The organism is Paenisporosarcina sp. P4_E4_2 (genome assembly GCF_056401595.1).
In genome coordinates, this window is record NZ_JBFUJC010000030.1 from 1 (window position 1) to 21,776 (window position 21,776).

Here is a 21,776-nt window from a genome sequence, read left to right on the forward strand (position 1 = left end):
GTGTCAGGCCTTCACGACCTGCGCTGCTCAAAACGAACACTAGAATAAAAGCAAAACTTGCACCGGCAAAACTTAGCCACATATAGGACTGCAGACTTTGCACGGAGAAAAACACAACGCCCACAACTACAAAGAAACTTGCACCTGCATTCACACCAAGAATACTCGGTGAGGATAGTGGGTTTCGTGTGATTGATTGCATGATGGCACCAGAAACACCAAGACATGCACCGACGAATGCGGCGATTAATGAACGTGGAAAACGAACATCCTTAATAATAAGATGTTCATTTGAACCATTTGGATTGAAAAAAGAAAGGTATGCATCCCGCCAGGTCGTATCGGTATAGCCATAAACCAGACTGGCGCTCATGAGAAAAAGAATGGTAAAAACGCCAATTGCAATTCCCCATCCACGTTTACTATTTGTATGTATCATAAAAGACCCCTGAAATTTTTATTTAAAAACACTGGTTGACAAATAAAATCGTAACAGATAAAGTACTAGTTGTAAATGATTTTCATTCTCAATTGAATGATAAAAGGAGAAAAAAACATGAAAAAATTAGGTCTTTTATTAATAGCGTTCATGCTAGTCATTTTAGCTGCATGTGGCAATAAAGAGGAAAAAACACCAACTAGTGGTGAAGACAAAGATAAGGTAAAAGAAGAAAGCTACACWGTGACTCATGCAATGGGTGAAACAACAATTAAAGGCGAACCGAAACGTATTGTTGTTTTAACTAACGAAGGTGTGGAAGCTTTACTTGCAATGGGCGTCACGCCTGTAGGAGCTGTCGAAGCGTACACTGGAGATACTTGGTATGAACACACAGCTGAACAATTAAAAGACACGAAGCCAGTAGGTAAGGAGTCTGAACCTTCTCTTGAAGCGATTGCAGCACTTAAACCTGATTTGATTATCGGTAATAAAATGCGCCATGAAAAAGTATACGAGCAGTTAAGCAAAATTGCGCCAACTGTTTTTGCGGAAACGTTGCGTGGCGACTGGCAGGAAAATTTCAAACTCTACTCAAAAGCAATCAATAAAGAAGAAGTTGGCCAAGAAAAATTGGACGCTTATAATAATCGGATTGAAGACATGAAAGCATCTTTAGGCGATAAAACACAACAAGAAGTATCAATGGTTCGTTTTATGGCTGGCGATGTGCGTATTTACCATAAAGATACTTTCTCGGGTGTCATTTTGGAACAGCTTGGATTTGCACGTCCTGCTGAGCAAGATGTTGCTGATTTCGCTGAAAGAGGAGTAACAAAAGAGCGAATCCCTGCAATGGATGGAGATATCTTGTTCTATTTTACGTATGAAACTGGTGACAAAGAAGCAACAAAATTAGAAGAAGAATGGATTAATGATCCATTGTTCCAAAACCTTGAAGTTGCGAAAGCAAATAAAGTATTCAAAGTGGACGATACAATTTGGAATACAGCTGGTGGTTACTTAGCTGCCCAGTTGATGTTGGATGATTTGGAGAAACATTTCGAATAAGAAGGATAACACTGCCCTTTGAACAATATCGAATTGTTCAAGGGCAGTTTTTTGTACTTTTTTACAGATATAAGTTTAAAATGGAAGCTCTCACCCAAGATGTTGAATCGGGCATGGGCGATGTTTTCAATGAAGTGGCCGAATATAAAAATCACAAAAATGCTATCGGTTATACGTTCCGCTTTTTCTCTACAGAAATGGTGAAAAATGAGAAAATACGATTGCTGGAGGGGGATGGGGTCTATCCGGATAAAGAATCCATTCGCTCAGGGACATATCCGATAACAGCGGAATTCTACGCAATTACTGCTGGAACAGCAACCCACATGCTCAAGCCTTCATTGATTGGATTCTTTCGGATGAAGGACAAGAGTTGGTAGAAAAAACAGGATACGTACCCACCAAATGATGTCCGCCGTTTGTAGACTAAACTGTGGTTTATCTAAAAGAACATGCACTTTGACAATTCTGAATTGTCGGAGTGCATGTCTCTTTTTATGATAAAATAAATCAAAAGAAAGGGTGATGACTCATGGCAAATGGTCAAAATCGTGCAGATGTAAAACCTGGGTTAGAAGTGAACGTTATTTTGAAAAAAGATCAACGTACAGGAGTGAAAACAAAAGGGATTGTGAAGAATTTGCTAACCAATTCTGCCCATCATCCTCACGGCATTAAAGTCCGTTTAGAAGATGGTCAAGTTGGTAGAGTGTGCGATATTTTATCTTCAGATAAGTTAGTATGAAATTTTATGTAGCATCCAGTTTTCAAAACAAGGAGATTGTAAGGGCAGTGAGCGGAAAACTCACGATGCTGGGGTGGCATCACACCTATGATTGGACACAAAACGAACGAGCTTGTTCACTCGAAGACTTAAAGCGAATAGGAATTCTTGAAAAACAGGCAGTCGCTGATTCCGATGTGGTGATTGTGATTTTACCTGGTGGAAAAGGGAGTCATATCGAACTTGGACTGGCCATTGCCTGGCAAAAGAAAACCTTCTTGTATTCGCCGAACTTAGAAGCCATGGATATGGATACGACCAGTACGTTTTACCATTTGGCAGACGTTCAGATTTGCGAAGGGTCGATTGAAGAATTGATTTCTACTGTTTTTTGCCAAAGCACCAAATCGTAGAAACAACCAACTTGCAGGATGGGGGATGTCGTTATGAGACAGGTAATTGCTTTAGGTGGCGGAGGCTTTTCAATGGAGCCGGAAAACCCTTTGTTGGATCGATACATTCTTGAACAAAGTCCAAAAGAGAATCCGAAAATTTGTTTTATTGGAACAGCCAGTGGTGATGCGGAAGGATATGTCGAACGATTTTATAATTTTTTCCGCATGGAAGAGTGTGAACCTAATCATTTGTCCTTGTTCAAACCACATACACGCGATATTAATGACTTCATAATGAATCAAGATATCTTGTATGTTGGCGGAGGCAATACCAAAAATCTAATGGCATTGTGGCGCGAGTGGGAACTTGATGTTACCATTCGACAAGCTTATGACAAAGGGACGATTCTTGCCGGTTTGAGTGCGGGGTCTCTTTGCTGGTTTGAAGATGGGATCACCGATTCCTATGGTTCAGGACTGGAACCGATCTCCTGTTTAGGTATTCTGCGAGGTAGTCACTGTCCACATTATGACGGGGAAGAAGATAGACGATCAGCTTATCAGAAATTTATCCTGGAAGGGAAAATCGGTAGTGGTTATGCTGCCGATGATGGGGTTGCTTTACACTATATCGATGAAGAATTGCATAAAATTGTAAGCTCACGTGTTCATGCTAAAGGGTATCGAGTAGACAAAGAAAAAGAAGCAATTTTAACCACTCACTATTTAGGTGTGAAATAGTGGGCACTGCTAAAAGAAGGTAGGGACAAATTATTTACATTCCATCATATTTTGAAATGATTGATCGACAAGAAATAAATGAAGTAATAGAGACCTATGGATTTGCGACACTTACCTCAATTCATGAAGGTTCATTGACGGCTTCACAACTGCCGCTGTTATTGAGTGAGGATAAAACGGAGCTCATTGGGCACTTTGCAAAAGGAAATAAACAATGGGTAGATATTGAGAATCAGCAAGTATTGGTTTTGTTCCAGGGCCCACATTGTTATATTTCACCATCATGGTATGAGACGCAAAATACAGTCCCGACATGGAATTATGTAACGGTTGAGATTACAGGAAAAGTGAAACTCCTAAAAGAAGGCGATTCGCGATTATGGCAATCTATGGTTGCTTTAACAGAAAAGTACGAGGAGCCTACTAGCACATACAATTTAATGGGTGTGGACCCCTCCTATATTTCTTCTTTATCGAAAGGAGTAATGGGTTTTACGATTTCTATCGATAATATCAAAGGGAAAGCAAAACTAAGTCAAAATCATCCAACAGCTCGTGTGGAGCGCGTAGTTGAAGCGCTTCGGGAAACAAATAAGTCTGATGAAAAAGCCATTGCAAAATGGATGGAGAAAAAAATGAGTGTGGATAAATAAAGGGGAAACCAAATGGAAATTCGTAAATTGACAGGTGAAGATGCGTTTAAATATTGGGAGTTAAGATTGGAAGCATTGCAGCAAGATCCTGATGCTTTTGCAACGACTTACGAAGATGCAATCGCCCGTAAAAATCCAGTGGAGCGAGTAGCAAACAATCTAGATGCAGAAGGAAGTTCGACACTAGGAGCATTTATCGATAATGAATTGGTTGGTGTGATGACCGTATCAGGTGAAGGCGCTTCCAAATTACGCCACCGAGTGAACTTGTTTGCCGTCTATGTGACACCCCGAGTACGTGGTAAGCAAATCGGAAAGGCGTTATTGGAAGCAACGATTGAACATGCCAAGACATGGCAGGGGGTAGAAAAAATGAATTTAACGGTTGTATCAACAAATGATTCTGCGATTCGGTTGTATGAAAAAGTCGGTTTTAAAACTTTCGGTCACGAGCATCATGCAATGAAAGCGGGTCATAAGTATGTGGACAAATTGTATATRAGCCTGGAGTGGTAGGTGATTAAAGTGACTAATTTAGAACGGGCTATTCAGTTAAGAGAAAATGGGCATGCTCTGGAAGCATTGGTTATATTAAAGAGTTTATTATTGAATGACTCAAATAATCCAGCTATTCTCTACCAATGTGCATGGGCTTGCGACGTCCAAGGCATGGAAAGAGAAGCGGTTCCCTATTATGAACAAGCACTTGATAATGGATTGACAGGACACGAGAGAGAAGGAGCTTTTGTTGGACTTGGTAGTACTTATCGCGTGATTGGAGAATACGCTAAATCACGGAACGTATTTGAAAAAGGAATGGCTGAATTTCCGGAAAATAAAGCAATGCCGGTGTTTTTTGCTATGACGTTACATAATTTAAAAGAATATGACCTTGCTATGGAAACATTGCTATGCGTGGTATCAACCACAACTCGAGATAAAGACATCGAACGATATGTAAATGCCATTCGTTTCTATAAAGACAAATTAAATAAAACTTGGTGATATGACTTGGAACATGAACTTCTGACAGTCTTTAATGAAAAGCATCAAAAGGTCGGGGAAAACACGAGAGCTTTTATTCATCAAGAGGGGCTATGGCATGTGACATTTCATTGCTGGTTTGTCCAACAGATTAATGGCCTGCCGCACCTCTATTTTCAACAAAGAAGTAATGCCAAAAAAGATCGACCCATCGGCATTTTGAAAGACAGCATTGTGCAAAGGAATTTTATTGATAATGAATTTGCACACACGTATGTCTACATGATGGTAGGCGGTAGTCCTTCCTTCCATTTACAGGAAGAAGAAGTCAGTGCCATTTATTCAGCACCTATTTCTGAAGTGGTAAGGTTATACGAGCGTGAAGTTGATCAAATATCTTTGGGGTGCATACTATCAATTAATAAAGATCGATTAGAAATCAAGGTGTCACTTGAAGACTTCGTACCTCACGGCGGTGACTATATGAAGCAAGTCTTGAAGGCAATCCAATAAAGGAGGCATAATATGAAAGTAATCGATTTACATTGTGATGTTCTGTATAAATTGTCGATAATGGATGAATTACCTCCATATGAAATTGCAGACTGTCTGCAAGCGAATAAAAATAGATTGATTGCTGGAGAAGTCCAAGTGCAGTTTTTTGCCATATTCATTTCTCCTGAAGTGCCTCAGAATGAAAAGTTCATGGCTGCCCTTCGTCAGGTTGAATTGTTCCATACACACGTGCTCGCACCGAATCCAGAAATTGTCCACATTACAGATTGGACCCAGATTGAACATCTCGGAGAGAATGAAATCGGTGCTGTGCTGACACTTGAAGGTGCAGATGCATTTGGCGAAGACCTTGGCAAGTTGAGCGCTTTGCTGGATGCTGGGGTGAAGCTTGTAGGGCTTACATGGAATCATGCGAATGCATTGGCGCATGGAGCGGATGAACCATCCCATTTAGGCTTGACGCCATTTGGGTACGAAGTGGTGGAAATGTTGAATGAACATAATGTTTTAATCGATGTATCCCATTTGAACGAACAGTCATTTTGGGATGTGGTTGCACAAGCGAAACACTCAATTGCCAGTCATTCGAATGCAAGAAGCCTTTGTGACCACCCGCGGAATTTAACCGATGAACAAGCCAAAGCATTGGTCGATAAAGGAGGACACATCCACGTCGTGTATTATCCACCGTTTATCCACAACGAGGGTAATCCAGTTACTCTTGAACACTTGATGCAACACCTTACTCATTTCTCAAAGTTAGTAGGTGTTCAGCATTTGGGACTTGGCTCAGATTTTGATGGCATTAGTGTGTTTGTCGAAGGTTTGTGTGATGCGAGTGATACACAAAATGTGGTTAAGACTTTAAGTGGACATTTTACGGAAGAAGAGGTTCGGGGGATTACCTCAAACAATTTCAAAAACTATATTCGAAAAGTGATTGCTACCAGTTAGCAGTCACTTTTTTGTATGTAAATTCACATGCGGTGAAACTTTTAACAGTTTCACCCGTATTAAGAGGAGAAAACATCTAAGAAACGAGGAATTCAAATGGGATTAACTTTCCTTTATAGCATCATCATTGCAATCGTTGTTGCAGTTCTAATCATGCCGCTGACATTGCCTAAAGAAAAACGCAAAGAAATTGCCGCTGGTATTATTGGAACTGCAATTGGCTTGGCAATTATTATCTTCACATTCTATTACGTAACGAATATTGATCGAAATCTATCTGCTCTTTGGCCGCTTGCCATTTTGGCGACAGGTCTTGGCGTATTTTCAGCAACAGGTAAAGAACGTCAAGTTAAAGGAGTACTTTTCCTTGCTGCCCTCGTATTTGGGGGCTACATGTTAAGCGCTCAGTTGTTTAATGCAGATGAAAAATTCGATTCCGCAAAAATGAAGCAAGAAGTTGAAATCGAAGCCTTTGATGAAAAGGAAACGCCTGCAAGTGTTCCACCAAAATTTGCACGCAATAAAATGAAAAAAGCATTCGGTCAAGTACCGAATACGAGTTACTACGAATTAGGTAGACTGCAAATTCAAAAAGTGGATGATGCCTTTGTTTACATTGCACCAGTTGAGTTTTCCGGTTTCTTTAAATGGGTGAATGGGGACACCACCCCAGGATATTTCATGATGAGTGCAACCGATTCAACGGACAATCCGAAGTTTGTAAAAGCAGAAATGTCGTATACACCATCATCATTTTTCCAAAAAAATGTTGCACGCCATTTACGTCTGGAGTTGTCAGAAACAATTTTCCATGGTGATATGCAGCTTGAAATTGATGACGAAGGAAAGCCACATTATATCCGTTCATTCGGGAAGTTCGTATCTGCACGTAATGGTTTTGAAGTGACAGGAGTAGCTGTGGTGAATCCACAATCCGGTGACGTCAAAACGTATGCATTGAACGAAGTCCCTGACTTCATTGATGGAGCTGTATCGCCAGAAGTGGTGAGTTTGCAAAATAGTTATTTCGGAAACTACGTACATGGATTCTGGAACAGTAAGTTTGGTAAAAAAGATGTGAAGCTCCCTTCCGATGAAGGAACAGAAGCGAATGTCAGCCCTGTTTTTAATGAGAATGGGGAAATGTATTACTTCACTGATTTCACAAGTCCAAAAGAAGGCGTGGATTCCATGCTTGGGTATTCATTAACGGATGCACGAACAGGCGAAGCCACTTATTATACAGGTAATATGGAAGAGTCCTATATGGATTCATATGGTGCACTTCAAATCGTTGAAAAGAAATTCATCGAGAAAAAATGGTTTGGTGAGATGCCGATTCTGTACAATTTCTACGGGGAAGCAAGTTGGTTGACGCCGGTTCTTGATGCCAACGGATTTTTGCAAAACTACTTTATCGTGTCTGCGGCAAATCCCGAAATTTCCGCTTTTGCCAATACACCAAACGAAGCATTGAAGTTGTATAAAACAGCATTGCAACGTGGTGGCAGCAGTGTAGATGGAAGTTCTAGTTCAGAGGAAGCTACAACTACCGGTAATGTCGAGCGCGTCTACAAAGAACGAGTAGGAGATTTCACACTTGTTTCGTTCATGTTAACGGACGGTACCAATTACTTAGTATCCACAGAAGTGGAGCCTTTGGCGGTCTACTTGAAAGAGGGAGATCAAGTGAACGTGACTTATTTGAATACTGGCGAAATGTTCTTGCCTGTTAAAGAAATGAAGATAACCGGATTGGAATAATAGAAAGGCTGTCTCGATGAATTCGAGACAGCCTTTTACTTATTTATCTCTTGTTTTTAATATGGCCATCTGCTTTTCGTCACGCATTTGCGCAAGTTCATCAATGGTTGAACGGCCGTAGGATTCGCGTGATTTCGTCGATAAACGGGAAATGGTTTCCTCGTCCATTTTGAGATTTCCTTGTGCATCCCAGCTCTTTTCCATAGTCGGACCGAGATGGCGCATGAATGATTCCATACCACCCTGACCACCACCTAGATGCATGCCGAGCATCGGTCCGGTTGCTGCCCATCTTAACCCGATTGAATCTTTGACGATTTCGTCCACATCTTCCATTGCAACTACGCCTTCATCAACTAAATACATAGCTTCCCTCAGCATAGCAAACTGCAATCGGTTCGCTACAAAACCAAAAACTTCTTTTTGGATATGTTGTGGGGCTTTGCCCAGTGTTTTGTAAAACACGAGCGCATCTTCTACTGCTTCATTTGATGTGAATTGACCTGGTACGACTTCAACTAAAGGCATTACAAGTGGAGGATTGAATGGATGGCCAATTAACATGCGGCACTTGTCCTTCATGAATGCCGAAATATCACTTGCAGGGATTGTTGAAGAAGAAGACAGTAACAAAGTATGTGCTTCCACATATTTTTCGATTTCAGCGAAGAGTTTCTGTTTCAGAGCCAATTTTTCAGGTCCATTCTCCTGTAGCACTGCTGCCCCCGTTACGGCTTGTTGTAAGTTGGATGTAAGAGTCAAACGTGATTCGAAACCTGTTGCCGGCAGGTTGAGTAAAGTTAACGTAGAGCCAATTGACTTGAAATGCTGTTCTGATACTTCGTTCAAATCTGGCCTAGGATCGTATAATCTTACCGTCAATCCGTGTGCTAAAAATAAAGTTGCCCACGAAAGTCCAATCGTTCCTGCCCCAATTACTGTCACGGGGTTGAAGCGTTGTAAATCACTATGTATACACGTCATGGCTCATCCTCCTAGTTTTAACTAAAACCATGTTATCATATTTAAATAGTTCTATTGTGTGAATTTTTTGAATGAGTAGAGGATGTGGACGATGATGAGTTTTGGTGGCGTTCCCGAGTGGTTTTACATATTAGCATTTGCCGTGGTCATAGGAATTGTTGTATTCACGGAATGGTGGACTCGTTGAATTATAGTGTGAAAGAAGGTTTTCAATCATGAATCAAGCACAAGTCGTTATTGTAACTGGCGCTTCACAAGGCATTGGACGCGGAATTGCGGAAGCTTATGTGGCAAAAGGTGCACAAGTAGTTCTGGCTGATGTGAAAGAGAAGCTAGGTAAAGAAGTGAGCAAACAGCTTGTTGGCAGTGTTTTTGTTAAAACAGATGTAAGAAAAGAAGCCGACATCAAAAATTTAATGCAAGAAACATTAAAAAAATTCGGTCGTATCGATATTTTGATTAATAATGCAGGGAAGAGCAACTTCAAACCATTATTCGATTTATCGATAACGGAGTGGGATGAAGTTATCAACACGAATTTACGCAGTGTCTTTTTGTGTTCACGTGAAGCCGCAATGCAAATGCGTCAGCAGGAAAGTGGAGGTTCAATCGTCAATATCGCTTCTACGCGCGCAACCATGTCCGAACCGAATTCAGAAGCATATGCGGCAACAAAAGGTGGAATCGTCGCTATCACTCATGCGCTCGCAGCATCTCTTGCGGAGCATCATATAACGGTGAACGCAATATCTCCAGGCTGGATAGAGACAGGGGATTACAACGAACTTCGAGATGTTGACCACAAACAGCATCTCTCTGGGAGAGTGGGCAAGCCATCAGATATAGCCAAAGCATGTCTGTATTTAACCGATCCTCAAAACGATTTTGTCACAGGCATTAATTTGGTTGTGGATGGTGGCATGACGCGCAAAATGATTTACGAACATTAAGTTGGATGTAAGAGGAGGTTTATTATGTTTCATTGGAAAGGTGCCGCGGGTGTGTGCATCAATGAAAACAATCAAATATTGATGGTGTTGCAAGCTGCACCAGATGAAGAGCCGAAATGGACGATTCCTTCAGGCGGAATCGAAGGTAGGGAGACGTATGAGGAAGCTTGCATACGAGAGTTCGAAGAAGAAACTGGTTTGACTGTTGAAATTGTGTCGAAACTTCAGGACAAAAACGGAGTGAATGCACAGTATGGGATTTCTTATGATTTGCAATACTTTTTGGTGGAGCAAGTAAGTGGGGAGTTGACCTTGCAGGACCCTGATGATTTTATTTTAGAGATAGCCTGGAAATCTGCCGATGAATTGGATTCGTTAGAAATGAGTTATCCCGAGGACGTGGCGTTCTTGAAGGAACTGCTGGTTAAGGCGACTGAAAGTTGAATTAGGAGATAATTGGTTAGTTGCCCCTATAAGGTGGAAAGTTGCCCCAATATGACCAAGAGTTGCCCCTATAACACCAAAAGTTGCCCCAATAACTTCAAATGATGACATGAAAAAAGCCTTCCCAACCTAGCAGGGAAGGCTTTTCACTACTTTTAATACGCTTTTGCCCAGTAAACCATCTTGTCAGCTGGTTTTTCGCAGCAAACGCATGTATCGCTTAACTTTTCTTGTTCAAATGGGATGCAACGTGACGTCGCGGAAGTTTCTTCTTTAATGAACTCTTCACATGCCACATCTCCACACCACATGGCTTTGATGAAGCCTGGTTTTTCAACCAGCACACGCTTGAAATCTTCAAATGATTTCGCGACAGACGTGTGTTCTTCCCTATGAGACAAGGCTTTGTTGAACAAATTGTTCTGAATGTCTTCAAGTAATCCCGTCAGTTTAGCTTCCAGCTCATCCGCAGACACCACAATTTTCTCACCAGTGTCACGTCTAACCAGCACGACTTGACCTTGCTCTATATCTTTTGGTCCAACTTCCAGGCGAATTGGAATTCCTTTCATTTCATACTCATTGAATTTCCAACCTGGTTTTTTGTCCGATGCATCTATACCGACTCGCGCACTGCCAGATAAGCGCTCTTTTAGGTCGTACGCATAATCCAATACACCTTCTTTATGTTGTGCAATCGGCACAATCATCACTTGTGTAGGTGCAATTTTTGGAGGCATGACAAGGCCGCGATCGTCACCGTGCACCATAATCATGGCCCCGATAATACGAGTAGTGAATCCCCATGATGTTTGGTGGACATATTGTTGCTTGCCTTCTTTATCTAGATATTTGATATCGAATGCTCGGGCAAAGCCATCTCCGAAATGATGTGAAGTGCCGGATTGCAAAGCTTTTCCGTCATGCATCAATGTTTCAATCGTATACGTGGATTTCGCTCCGGAAAATTTCTCTTTATCCGTTTTCTGCCCTTTCACGACAGGGATAGCAAGCCACTCTTCACATAACTGTGCGTATTCATCCAACATGCGGATGGTTTCAACTTGTGCATCCTCATCTGTCGCGTGTGCAGTATGTCCTTCTTGCCATAAGAACTCTAGCGTGCGTAAAAACGGGYGTGTCGTTTTCTCCCAACGGACAACGTTTGACCATTGGTTATATAGCTTAGGCAAGTCACGGTAAGAATGAATGATATTGCTGAAATGCTCACAAAATAATACTTCTGAAGTTGGTCGTACACATAAACGTTCAGCTAATTTCTCGTCTCCACCATGCGTCACCCATGCGACCTCAGGTGCAAATCCTTCTATATGGTCTTTTTCTTTTTGCAATAAAGATTCTGGAATGAACAGTGGCATATAGACATTTTCATGGCCGGTTGCTTTAATACGTGCATCCAGCGCTTCTTTTACATTGTCCCAGATTGCGTAACCATAAGGACGGATAATCATCGAACCTCGCACGCTTGAATAATCGGCCAGTTCCGCTTTCGTCACAACATCCGTAAACCACTGAGCGAAGTCTTCATCCATCGCCGTCACACTTTGCACAAACTCTTTTTTCATTGAAAACACCCCTTTATTGTTGTTTATCGTACATTTGCGCTAGCTGCATATTCCACAAGAGCCAACAAGAAAATCATTATTAAAAGTTGCCTAATAAACAAAAAAGCTCTGCAACAAACGAGGGACCATGTCTCCATGGCGGTACCACCCTCATTTGAAGCAAAGCTTCACACTCATACATGTTAACGACTGTCGCCGCGAATATCTTTCGAAATCGAACTCAAAGGTAGGTTCAAGAAGTGGTCTTTAGGAGTCTTTCACCGTACAACTCCCTCTCTAAAAAAACACACGTTTCTTTACTGGTCCTTCTCAACGTTGTTTAACTATTTCTGTGATTATATCGGGTAAAGTYTTAAAGTGTCAACAAATTTATTTTGGGCTCATGTGATATAATGAGCCAATGAAACATTATGAAAAGAGGCGCACTATGCTAACATTTGAACAAAAACAAGAAATCATTGAATCGTACCCTGAGCTGACAAAAAAAGAAGTATCATTAAAACGTTTGAACTATCATTTCGAAGACAGCCTATATGACAAAAAAACGGTCGTATATCACTTGCACCCAAACGGCAACGGCTTTGTTTTTGTTGGGGATTTAAAAAAATATGATTCAGATAGTAAAGGCATGATCAACATTCGTGAAGCGACGGAAGCTGAGTTACGCGAAATGATTACAGATTCCATTGGGATTTTATCTGAAGAAGAACATTATGAAGAAGAAGTACTCAACGTAGAGCAAGTATGGAAAAATCGCGAAGGACAGGAATTGAAGCTTGTTCAGGAAGATACATTGTGGAATATTTATCACACGCACAACCTGGAAGAAAGCTACGGTTCATTTGAAGAAGCAGAAGAGTATTTATTGAGTGAAGGATTCCGCACATCGACTAAATGATGATTATCCGAAAAATAACAAAAGGGGAAACGCCGCCGTGGGCATTATTGCTTTTGGCGGATCCTTCCCGTGCAGTTGTAGAAGAATACGTAAAGAGTGGAAATGTTTATGTTGGCGAAGAGTCAGGCAAAGCCATCGCTGTATATGTTCTGAAAGAGACGGGGAAAATTGTCGTTGAAATTATGAATGTTGCTGTCCATGAAGACTTCCAAGGAAGAGGACACGGCAAACAACTAATTTCTCACGCAATAAGTGAAGCTTCTAAACGAGGATACGCTCAAGTTGAAATCGGGACTGGCAATTCTAGTATTCTCCAATTGAAGCTATATCAGCAATGTGGATTTCGTATAATCGGCATCGATTTCGATTATTTTACACGTAATTATGATGAACCGATAGTTGAAAATGGTTTGTTGTGTCGCGATATGATTCGCCTATGTTACACATTTGAGGACTAGGATTTTATTTCCTGGTTCTTTTTGCTTTGGAAGTATTTATTTTTTATCGATATACTAGTAGAAACAATTATCGATAGGTGGTGTACGAGGTTGAATATTGAATATAAAGACAAGGTGACGAACAAGCTGTATCGGGAAGTTATCGCATTTGCCAATGGAACCGGTGGTACGCTGAAAATAGGAATGGAAGACGAAATGAGCATCATGGGATTGGAAAATCCTTTAGCAGAGGAAAATGCCTTATATGATCAGTTAAGTAAAATGGTCGAACCTTTGCCGTTGATTGATGTCAAACACGTAATTATAGATGGAAAAGTAATTTTAGAGGTAACAGTGAAAGCAACTGAACATGTGTATCGTAAACGATCTACATTGTTCGAGGAGCTTTATGTTCGGTATGGTTCGAAAAAACGCTTATTGAGAACAGCAGAAGAAGTGCAACGTTTTATACTCTTGCGCCAACTTGATGAAACTGAAAATGCGCTAACTACTATCAAGTTCCAACGTGAAGATTTTTTGGGATTTGTCGATTTTGTACAAACCTTGAAAAGTAAAATGCCAAGATTTGAAAATGTGGAAGAAAACCTGGAAGATGTATTGGCCTCGTACAATGCAATTCGTTGGAATAATGGTGAATTTGTTTTAACACGATTGGGTACGTGGTTGTCAGATTCTTCTCAAACCCGTGGCGTCTTGTTACAATACAGTGGAGATCGATCTACTTCTTTTTGCAAGCAAGCGAGTGATTTTTCAGGGTCGATTGTAACCCAATTCAGTCGAATTATGGCCGGGCTGAGGGAAATTCAATCATCTTATCCAGATGTATTACTTCAGGAGAGTGTAGTGAATGCATTCGTTCATCGAGATTACTCGATGGAGGGTGACGTATCGATTGTTCGGTTTGCTAACCGCATTGAAGTAGCTTCACCAGGAACACTAGTTGAGGGCTTGTCGATAGAGTCTATAAAAAAAGGATCTCGAATTGTTCGCAGAAATCCGCGTWTGCATGCAATGTTTGTCGATTTGGGTTTAACGGATGGGCGTGGCAACGGAATCCGTCGTATTTTCGATACTTATCACGATGGAGAYGAGAAGCCAAAAGTTTCTGTCCAAAAAGATAGTGTAATCGTTAAGCTTCCGCGTATAGAACAAATAGAAAAAGTAAACAACCGAACAAAGTTACATCTTGAGTTGACTCATGAAGAAGCAATCATGAATTACTTGCTGGAAAACAACCAAGCGAAAAATGTAGATTTTCAACAAATCTTAGGCGTTTCCCCATCTCGTGTGACACAAATCGTGCGTGACATGGTGACAAAGAATTTACTGGTAGCTGAAGGGGAACGTAAAGGGCGTATTTATACCTTGGCCATTAATAAACAGGAGGAATAAAGTTATGAAAGGCAAGAAAGCCGTCATATTAATTAGCACGACAGCGGTCGTAGCTATAGCAGCCGTTGTAATATCCATTACCATGTTTTTCCAAAGTAATCAAACGCAAAACAAAAATGCTATTTGGATAGAAGGAACAGTAGCTAAAAAAGAAGCTGCACGTATTTTGGTCGTCAGCGGAAAAGATGAAACTGAGTTAAAAGGTTTAACTGAGGAAGAAATGGTGGAAGGTGCAAGTGATGCCATTTGGTTTTCATTATCGATTGATCAAGTGAAAAACGTGAGTGAGTTCGACAAAGTTCGAATTTCATATAACCATGTGTCGGAATCTTATCCTGGCAAAGCAAGTGCTAATAGTGTTCGAATCCTGGATGAAGAGTCTCAACATTAAAGCGTAAAAATTATATGTTAAGCCTGATGAAAGGTGGCGCAAGAATGAAAATTGATAAGCCAAAAATACCTGAACAACTCGAACAACAATTAGACATTGCAACTTTAATTGAAGTCGAAGAAGAACGATTTATTTCCCGGGGAATGGTTTCGTCTTGGAATGTAGCGGAATTACCTGAGAGCAAAGTTAGTTTTGATCAAGTGCATTTCAAGGATGTTTCATTTGAAGGGGTATGTTTCGATCAAGTGGAATTCATTGATTGTAAGTTCGAGAGATGTGATTTATCCAACGTTGATTTTGGAGATTCGGTATTTCATCGAGTAGAATTTCATCATTCAAAACTAGTCGGTGTGCAGTGCACGGAAAGCCGCTTCGGACATACTGTGATCAATAACTGTGTAGCCAACTACACAGTATTTAGTTTTAGTAAAATGAAGCGAGTGAAGTTCCAACAAACCGCATTGAATAAAGCGGACTTTTTTAATTGTACATTTGATAAGGTTTTGTTCAATGATTGTCAATTGGACGGTGCTAATTTTACTGATACAAGTTTAGCGGATGTGGATCTCAGCACGTGTACATACGAACAAGTAACAGTAAGTGTTGATAAATTATCGGGCTGTACCGTTTCAACTGAACAAGCGCTCGGTTTTGCAAAATCTCTAGGTCTTATCGTTAAACACTAAAAGCTGTCCACTCGTAACTTGAGTGGACAGCTTTTTAAGTTTAAAAGAATAAGTTAAGAATTTGGTAAAAGATACCGGCAAGGACTGCGCAAATTGGAAGTGTAATAACCCAAGTTAATACAATTTTTCGTGCAACGCCCCATTTAACGCCTTTTACACGCTGAGCAGAACCAACACCCATAATCGCAGAAGAAATAACGTGAGTTGTTGAAACTGGCAAATGAATCGTCGTCGCTCCGAAAATAATTAATGCGGATGATAAATCAGCTGCCGCCCCGTTAACTGGACGAATCTTCATGATTTTACCACCAACAGTTTTGATGATTTTGTATCCACCGATAGATGTTCCAAGTCCCATTGCAAGTGCAGCACAAACACGTACCCACATTTGGATATCGTCTGTTGTTTGTAAATCAGCAGCGATTAAAGCCATCGTAATGATACCCATTGCTTTTTGTGCATCATTTGTACCGTGAGTAAATGATTGTAATGCCGCTGTACCGATTTGGAAAATACGGAAGCCTTTGTTCGTTTTGTAGAGAGTGTTTTTCTTGAATAATACTTTAAACAACGACATCATCAAGAATCCGACAGCAAGAGCTAAGAATGGTGAGATTAGTAGTGCTTGCAGAATTTTTATGAATCCTTCGTAATTTAATACACCTAAACCAGCAGCCGAAACAGCCGCACCCGCAATCGAACCAATCAATGCATGTGATGAGCTGGAAGGAATACCAAAATACCATGTAATTAAGTTCCAAGCAATTGCGGACAATAGTGCTGCTAGAATAATGAGTGAGCCGTTTTGAAGCGTGAACGGATCTACGATATCTTTCGAGATCGTCTTAGCAACTCCAGTGAAAGTTAATGCGCCGATAAAGTTCATGGTAGCTGCTAGTATTACTGCAACTCGTGGCGAAAGTGCCCGTGTAGAAACTGAAGTTGCAATCGCATTTGCTGTATCAYGAAAACCATTTATAAAATCAAATCCCAGTGCGAAAATGACGACTAGTATTGTTAATATGAGTACTGCATCCATGTATTTTTCAGCTCCTATGCATTACGCATGATGATTGTCTCAATCGTGTTTGCCACGTTTTGAGAGTAATCTGCGATGTCTTCAAGCTGCTCGTAAATATCCTTGAACTGAATAATACGTATCGGATCTTTTTCGTTTATGAAAAGTTGTTTGATTGAAGTACGTAATACTTCATCACATTTGCGTTCATAGTCTTTGATCAAGATTGCATGCTCACGCATTTGAAGCAGTTTCTTGTTTGCCAATAACTCCATTGCTTTAACGATTTCATCAGTACTTTTCACAATGTAATGTAGGAAAGTACGCATTGAATCGTCGATGTCAATCAAAGAATACATCTCCAAATAAGCTGCGAAAGCTTCCACGCCATCTAAAATATCATCCATTTTATTAGCTAAATAAAGAATGTCCTCTCGCTCAATTGGAGTCATGAAAGATTTATTCAACTTGAGAATCAAATCATGTATTAATTTATCGCCTTCTGTTTCATAGTTTTTCAACTTGATGCTAAGCTCTTTCAAATCCGAAACACTGACAATTTTAAAATCATCCGCGTAATGAGTAGCTTCTCTTACTGTTTCTGCGATTCCGAGTAAAGCAGCGAAGAATGGGTCTTGTTTTTTTGGACTAAACATAGAAAGCCTCCTGGACTTTAAATAAGATAGGTTATATAAATAACCTCAAACATCATATCAAAATCTATACTAAATCTAAACACTTTTTACTCAAGATTGAGAATCTTTACATTCCCGTAACATAAAAATTTTAAGTGAACATTCAGCTTTGATTGTCGTAAACCTTATTATTCATTACAATTCAAGAATTATACAACTTGCATTCTGTGTAAACAATAAGTATTATTGTCTATAATAAATAAAACAAAACAAGGAAGTGTTTATATGCATTCGTTGATTGATGCAAATTTATATGAAATGAAAAATGGATTTACAGAAACTGAAGAATCATATAAGTGTCTAATGTGTCACAAATCTATTGAGAAAGGTCTGATATACCCTGTAGGTGAACAGTTTTACGAGGCTTCAAAGTATATGCAATTACATATTAGAGAAAAGCATGTATCAGTATTTTCCTATTTAATGGAACAAAATAAAGAAATTACAGGGTTATCCGATCAGCAGAAGGCCGTGCTTCACCTTCTGTTTGAAGGGAAATCAGACCGTGATATACAAGATTCTTTGAAAATCGGGAGTGCATCTACAGTTAGGAATCACCGTTTTTCTTTAAAAAAGAAAGAACGGCAAGCGAAAGTATATTTAACCTTAATGAGCTTGATGGAAGAGGGACACAAACTTAGCGCTCAAAATAAAGAAGATTCCCTATTATTTGAGGAACCATTCGAAATAACAGAAAAAGAATACGAGGAAGTATTGAAGAAGAACTGGTCGAATGGAAAGTTACGAACATTTAAATTACAGGAAAAGCATCGATTCATTGTCTTATGTGAAATCGTAAAGAAGTTTGAAATAGGAAAAATCTATACGGAAAGAGAAGTAAACGCACTTATTAAAGAAGTGTTTGATGACCATACATTTGTAAGAAGATATTTAGTGATGTATCACTTTTTGGCAAGAAAAACGGATGGATCCGCTTATTGGAGAAAAGAAAAAGAAGGGGCGGATATTGACCGGAAGAAAGAATTAAAGCAGCAAGTGAAGGAAGAGAAGACAATTGCGGGTGTGTATTGTGTAACGAACAAACAAAATGGCAAAATGTTCATTGCTGCAGCGCCTAACTTGAAAAGACAAAATGGTTTGAAGTTCGAATTGAATGGCGGTACTTTATTGAATAAGGACTTGCAGAAAGATTGGGAACAATTCGGTGAAGAGTCATTTCAGTTTGAAGTGTTAGAGTCCATTGAAACGGAAGGGAAATCTGCTGTGCAGTTAAAAGAAGAACTAGCAGATGCAAAAGAAAAATGGTGTGTTGAAAAACAGCCTTATGGTGAACGTGGATATAATTGAAAGTAGCACATGTGCGGACTCAAGATTGAGTAGCACATGTGCTTTTATTTTTGGCTAGAAGTGCGGTTGTAATCTGCTTCACACAAGTAGAGATATCTTCAATACTCGTATCAACTTCCACATCATGCAGAATTTGGTCGACAACCAGATTCACTCCATTATCGAGAAACATTTGAATGGTACTATGAAAAAAATTCTGTAGGCATATGGCAGTTCCTGTATTCATTCAATTCATCTCAGCTAATAGTRTCAAAAAAATATTTGGAAAAATGAAACTTTTCTTTTTGTCCTCCGTAGTAATAGGTGCGACTAAAGAATTCATTAAATGGGAGTGATTGGATGTCCATTGAACAAATCTACATGTATGTGCTCCTCGTTACGGGGGCAGTGACTGTTCTGTATGTATTTTTTGGAGATGTTGCTGAAGGGATTGGGGAAGGCATTCCTTTTTTAAACCCTACCGTTATAATGGCATTCGTCACTTTTGTTTCAGCCAGCGGGTATGTGCTTGAAGTCTCCACCAACTGGAATAGCTGGATTGTCTTGTTTGCGAGTCTCGCAGTGGGAGTGGTTCTCGATATTTTACTGTACTTTTTTATTTTACTACCCATGGCATCAGCCGAAGTGTCAATCGCCTATACGGATGAGTCGTTAGCAGGTTTAGTTGGCAAAGTCATTACGCCCATACCATCTGACGGTTATGGTGAGATTGTGATTGAAACCGTTGGCGGGCTTCTATCCAAGAGAGCAGTAGGCTATGACAATGAAGAGATTGCCTATGGCAAAGAAGTGTTAGTAATTGAGATAGAGGAAGGAACGTTTCTTGTCAGGGAATACGAACCTTTCGTTTTTAATAAAAAATAGATGGGGGAAATGAACATGGATATGAGTATGTTAGTTGTAGTGGGGATAGTGGCGTTTGTGTTGGTTGCTATTATTGGTGTGTATGTAACGAAATACAAGACTGTTGGTCCTGATGAAGCATTGATTGTAACAGGTAGTTATTTAGGGGCGAAAACGGTTCATACAGATGAATCAGGCAATCGTATAAAAATCATTCGGGGTGGCGGTACATTTGTATTTCCAGTTTTTCAGCAAGCACAGCCATTAAGTTTACTATCAAGTAAGCTGGAAGTTACGACTCCTGAAGTTTATACAGAGCAAGGTGTGCCGGTAATGGCAGACGGAACGGCCATCATTAAAATTGGTGGATCCATTTCCGAAATTGCAACGGCTGCTGAACAATTTTTAGGGAAGTCAAAAGAAGATCGTGAAAATGAAGCAAAAGAAGTACTGGAAGGTCATTTGCGCTCCATTTTGGGATCGATGACAGTGGAGGAAATCTACAAAAATCGCGACAAATTCTCGCAAGAAGTACAACGTGTCGCTTCTCAGGATTTAGCGAAAATGGGTCTAATCATTGTTTCATTTACCATCAAAGATGTACGTGACAAAAATGGCTACTTGGATTCACTTGGTAAACCACGTATTGCACAGGTCAAACGTGATGCTGATATTGCAACAGCAGAAGCAGATAAAGAAACACGAATCAAGCGTGCTGAAGCTGCAAAAGAGGCACAGCAATCCGAAATTGAACGTGCGACTGAAATTGCTTTGGCTGAAAAAGAGAATTTGCTGAAAGTCGCTGAGTATCGTCGCGAGCAAGATATCGCGAAGGCGCGTGCTGACCAAGCTTACGAACTCCAGACTGCAGTCTCGAAACAAGAAGTTATGGAACAGGAAATGCAAATCCGCATCATTGAACGTCAAAAGCAAATCGAACTTGAAGAAAAAGAAATTTTACGTCGCGAGAAACAATACGACTCTGAAGTTAAAAAGAAAGCGGACGCGGATCGTTATGCTATCGAGCAAAACGCGGCAGCTGCAAAATCCCGTGAAATGGCTGAAGCGGATGCGGAAAAATACCGTATCGAGGCAAGAGCGAAAGCGGATTCTGAAAAAGTACGACTTGATGGATTGGCGAAAGCTGACTCCGAACGTGCACAGGGTGAAACAGAAGCTGATATTATTCGCTTGAAAGGTCTTGCAGAAGCGGAAGCGAAACGAAAAATTGCGGAAGCATTCGAACATTACGGTCAAGCTGCAGTGTTGGATATGATTGTACGCATGATGCCGGAATATGCGAAACAAATTGCAAGCCCATTAGCAAATATCGACAAGATTACAGTGGTGGATACTGGCGGTGGAGAAGGTGGCGGCGCCAATAAAGTTACGTCGTATGCCACGAATTTAATGTCTACCCTTCAGGAAACATTGAAAGCTTCTTCTGGTATCGATGTGAAAGAAATGCTTGAAAACTACTCGGGCAAAGGAACATTGCGTCCAAGTTTAGACCGGATTTCCTATGAGATGCAAGACAAGAAAACGCAAGAAAAAGTGGAAGATCAYGTATCAATTTAAAATCTTGAGCTCTCCGATTTTTGGGGAGCTTTTTTAGTAGAAAAAAGATATAAATGAACGTAATAATTAGATAATTTTGCCGAGTTTTAATGACAAATTAAGGTGGTAAAGGTAAAGTGAATAAAAGTATAAGTACGGTGGGGAGGTACCTATGGCATTAACAAGCGAACAAATCATTGATATAAAAGAAAAAACTTCCCTTGATCGAATTAATGTAGGACATGCAATTTCAACGTGCATAGGTAARTCTGAAGAAATAGGCTACAGTCTTTTCTCTTTGTTTCCCCGTCGTTCGTTCTGGGTG

General features: G+C 40.2%; 27 protein-coding genes and 1 other annotated feature. Of the genes, 21 read left to right on the forward strand and 6 right to left on the reverse strand.

Annotated features, from left to right (window positions below; all coding sequences use genetic code 11):
• Positions 1–439, reverse strand: a 439-nt coding sequence (locus AC1DSB_RS04535) for an iron chelate uptake ABC transporter family permease subunit (RefSeq protein ID WP_477585903.1), incomplete at its 3' end; no start/stop codon positions are given.
• Between the two features lie 117 nt (positions 440–556).
• On the opposite strand from AC1DSB_RS04535, the gene AC1DSB_RS04540 reads away from it, so the two are divergent.
• The 11 genes from AC1DSB_RS04540 (at position 557) to AC1DSB_RS04590 (ending at position 8,241) form a co-directional block, all read left to right on the forward strand.
• On the forward strand, positions 557–1,510 hold the full coding sequence (locus AC1DSB_RS04540; RefSeq protein WP_477531720.1) for an ABC transporter substrate-binding protein: 954 nt from the start codon (positions 557–559) through the stop codon (positions 1,508–1,510).
• An 80-nt stretch (positions 1,511–1,590) separates the two neighbouring features.
• A complete protein-coding gene (locus tag AC1DSB_RS04545) occupies positions 1,591–1,890 on the forward strand; it encodes a hypothetical protein (RefSeq protein WP_477531721.1) in 300 nt (99 codons plus the stop codon).
• A 152-nt stretch (positions 1,891–2,042) separates the two neighbouring features.
• The gene (locus AC1DSB_RS04550) at positions 2,043–2,255 is read left to right on the forward strand and encodes a YwbE family protein (RefSeq protein ID WP_477531722.1); all 213 of its coding nucleotides are present in this window, start codon (positions 2,043–2,045) and stop codon (positions 2,253–2,255) included.
• Entirely contained in the window at positions 2,252–2,647 is a 396-nt protein-coding gene (locus AC1DSB_RS04555; RefSeq protein ID WP_477531723.1) for a group-specific protein, read from the forward strand. Before AC1DSB_RS04550 ends, AC1DSB_RS04555 begins: the two co-directional genes overlap by 4 nt.
• 33 nt (positions 2,648–2,680) lie before the next feature.
• Positions 2,681–3,370, forward strand: a complete 690-nt coding sequence (locus tag AC1DSB_RS04560; protein ID WP_477531724.1) for a Type 1 glutamine amidotransferase-like domain-containing protein — start codon at positions 2,681–2,683, stop codon at positions 3,368–3,370.
• A gap of 32 nt (positions 3,371–3,402) precedes the next feature.
• The gene (locus AC1DSB_RS04565) at positions 3,403–4,023 is read left to right on the forward strand and encodes an FMN-binding negative transcriptional regulator (protein WP_477531732.1); all 621 of its coding nucleotides are present in this window, start codon (positions 3,403–3,405) and stop codon (positions 4,021–4,023) included.
• Positions 4,024–4,035: 12 nt separating this feature from the next.
• Positions 4,036–4,539 (forward strand): N-acetyltransferase family protein, encoded by a 504-nt coding sequence (locus AC1DSB_RS04570; RefSeq protein WP_477585906.1) that lies wholly within the window; start codon positions 4,036–4,038, stop codon positions 4,537–4,539.
• Positions 4,540–4,548: 9 nt separating this feature from the next.
• Positions 4,549–5,028, forward strand: a complete 480-nt coding sequence (locus AC1DSB_RS04575) for a tetratricopeptide repeat protein (RefSeq protein ID WP_477531726.1) — start codon at positions 4,549–4,551, stop codon at positions 5,026–5,028.
• A 6-nt stretch (positions 5,029–5,034) separates the two neighbouring features.
• Positions 5,035–5,520: an NUDIX hydrolase gene (locus AC1DSB_RS04580; RefSeq protein ID WP_477585908.1), complete on the forward strand. Its 486-nt coding sequence runs from the start codon at positions 5,035–5,037 to the stop codon at positions 5,518–5,520.
• Between the two features lie 12 nt (positions 5,521–5,532).
• On the forward strand, positions 5,533–6,477 hold the full coding sequence (locus AC1DSB_RS04585) for a dipeptidase (protein WP_477531728.1): 945 nt from the start codon (positions 5,533–5,535) through the stop codon (positions 6,475–6,477).
• A 96-nt stretch (positions 6,478–6,573) separates the two neighbouring features.
• A complete protein-coding gene (locus AC1DSB_RS04590; RefSeq protein ID WP_477531729.1) occupies positions 6,574–8,241 on the forward strand; it encodes a hypothetical protein in 1,668 nt (555 codons plus the stop codon).
• A gap of 39 nt (positions 8,242–8,280) precedes the next feature.
• Here the strand turns inward: AC1DSB_RS04590 and AC1DSB_RS04595 are convergent, their stop codons facing one another.
• A complete protein-coding gene (locus AC1DSB_RS04595) occupies positions 8,281–9,225 on the reverse strand; it encodes a 3-hydroxyacyl-CoA dehydrogenase NAD-binding domain-containing protein (RefSeq protein WP_477531730.1) in 945 nt (314 codons plus the stop codon).
• Between the two features lie 215 nt (positions 9,226–9,440).
• On the opposite strand from AC1DSB_RS04595, the gene AC1DSB_RS04600 reads away from it, so the two are divergent.
• Positions 9,441–10,175: an SDR family NAD(P)-dependent oxidoreductase gene (locus tag AC1DSB_RS04600; RefSeq protein ID WP_016429622.1), complete on the forward strand. Its 735-nt coding sequence runs from the start codon at positions 9,441–9,443 to the stop codon at positions 10,173–10,175.
• A 24-nt stretch (positions 10,176–10,199) separates the two neighbouring features.
• Complete coding sequence (locus AC1DSB_RS04605; RefSeq protein ID WP_016429623.1) at positions 10,200–10,619, forward strand: NUDIX hydrolase; 420 nt, start codon at positions 10,200–10,202, stop codon at positions 10,617–10,619.
• Positions 10,620–10,774: 155 nt separating this feature from the next.
• Here AC1DSB_RS04605 and proS read toward each other — a convergent pair whose 3' ends face one another.
• Entirely contained in the window at positions 10,775–12,214 is a 1,440-nt protein-coding gene (gene proS, locus AC1DSB_RS04610; RefSeq protein WP_477585910.1) for a proline--tRNA ligase, read from the reverse strand.
• Between the two features lie 108 nt (positions 12,215–12,322).
• Positions 12,323–12,527, reverse strand: a binding site (T-box leader).
• Positions 12,528–12,632: 105 nt separating this feature from the next.
• Here proS and AC1DSB_RS04615 point away from each other — a divergent pair.
• From AC1DSB_RS04615 to AC1DSB_RS04635, 5 genes are all read left to right on the forward strand, one after another.
• Positions 12,633–13,103 carry a hypothetical protein gene (locus tag AC1DSB_RS04615; protein ID WP_342542814.1) on the forward strand — a complete coding sequence of 157 codons (471 nt, stop codon included), beginning with the start codon at positions 12,633–12,635 and terminating at the stop codon, positions 13,101–13,103.
• Complete coding sequence (locus tag AC1DSB_RS04620; RefSeq protein ID WP_016429627.1) at positions 13,100–13,561, forward strand: GNAT family N-acetyltransferase; 462 nt, start codon at positions 13,100–13,102, stop codon at positions 13,559–13,561. Before AC1DSB_RS04615 ends, AC1DSB_RS04620 begins: the two co-directional genes overlap by 4 nt.
• Positions 13,562–13,651: 90 nt before the next feature.
• Entirely contained in the window at positions 13,652–14,953 is a 1,302-nt protein-coding gene (locus AC1DSB_RS04625; RefSeq protein ID WP_477585912.1) for an RNA-binding domain-containing protein, read from the forward strand.
• A 4-nt stretch (positions 14,954–14,957) separates the two neighbouring features.
• The gene (locus AC1DSB_RS04630; protein ID WP_016429629.1) at positions 14,958–15,344 is read left to right on the forward strand and encodes a YobA family protein; all 387 of its coding nucleotides are present in this window, start codon (positions 14,958–14,960) and stop codon (positions 15,342–15,344) included.
• A gap of 44 nt (positions 15,345–15,388) precedes the next feature.
• A complete protein-coding gene (locus AC1DSB_RS04635; protein WP_016429630.1) occupies positions 15,389–16,030 on the forward strand; it encodes a pentapeptide repeat-containing protein in 642 nt (213 codons plus the stop codon).
• 40 nt (positions 16,031–16,070) lie between these two features.
• On the opposite strand, the gene AC1DSB_RS04640 is transcribed toward AC1DSB_RS04635, so the two are convergent.
• Entirely contained in the window at positions 16,071–17,069 is a 999-nt protein-coding gene (locus AC1DSB_RS04640; protein WP_477585914.1) for an inorganic phosphate transporter, read from the reverse strand.
• A 14-nt stretch (positions 17,070–17,083) separates the two neighbouring features.
• Positions 17,084–17,704: a DUF47 domain-containing protein gene (locus AC1DSB_RS04645; RefSeq protein WP_016429632.1), complete on the reverse strand. Its 621-nt coding sequence runs from the start codon at positions 17,702–17,704 to the stop codon at positions 17,084–17,086.
• Between the two features lie 264 nt (positions 17,705–17,968).
• Here AC1DSB_RS04645 and AC1DSB_RS04650 point away from each other — a divergent pair, with 264 nt between their 5' ends.
• Positions 17,969–19,051, forward strand: coding sequence for a DUF2087 domain-containing protein (locus tag AC1DSB_RS04650; RefSeq protein WP_342542818.1), 1,083 nt, complete (start codon positions 17,969–17,971; stop codon positions 19,049–19,051).
• 19 nt (positions 19,052–19,070) lie between these two features.
• Here AC1DSB_RS04650 and AC1DSB_RS04655 read toward each other — a convergent pair whose 3' ends face one another.
• Entirely contained in the window at positions 19,071–19,277 is a 207-nt protein-coding gene (locus AC1DSB_RS04655) for a hypothetical protein (protein ID WP_477533085.1), read from the reverse strand.
• Between the two features lie 113 nt (positions 19,278–19,390).
• Between AC1DSB_RS04655 and AC1DSB_RS04660 the strand changes: the two genes are divergently transcribed.
• Positions 19,391–19,915: an NfeD family membrane protein gene (locus AC1DSB_RS04660; protein WP_477533086.1), complete on the forward strand. Its 525-nt coding sequence runs from the start codon at positions 19,391–19,393 to the stop codon at positions 19,913–19,915.
• 15 nt (positions 19,916–19,930) lie between these two features.
• A complete protein-coding gene (locus tag AC1DSB_RS04665) occupies positions 19,931–21,472 on the forward strand; it encodes a flotillin family protein (protein ID WP_342542820.1) in 1,542 nt (513 codons plus the stop codon).
• Positions 21,473–21,776: the final 304 nt, after the last annotated feature.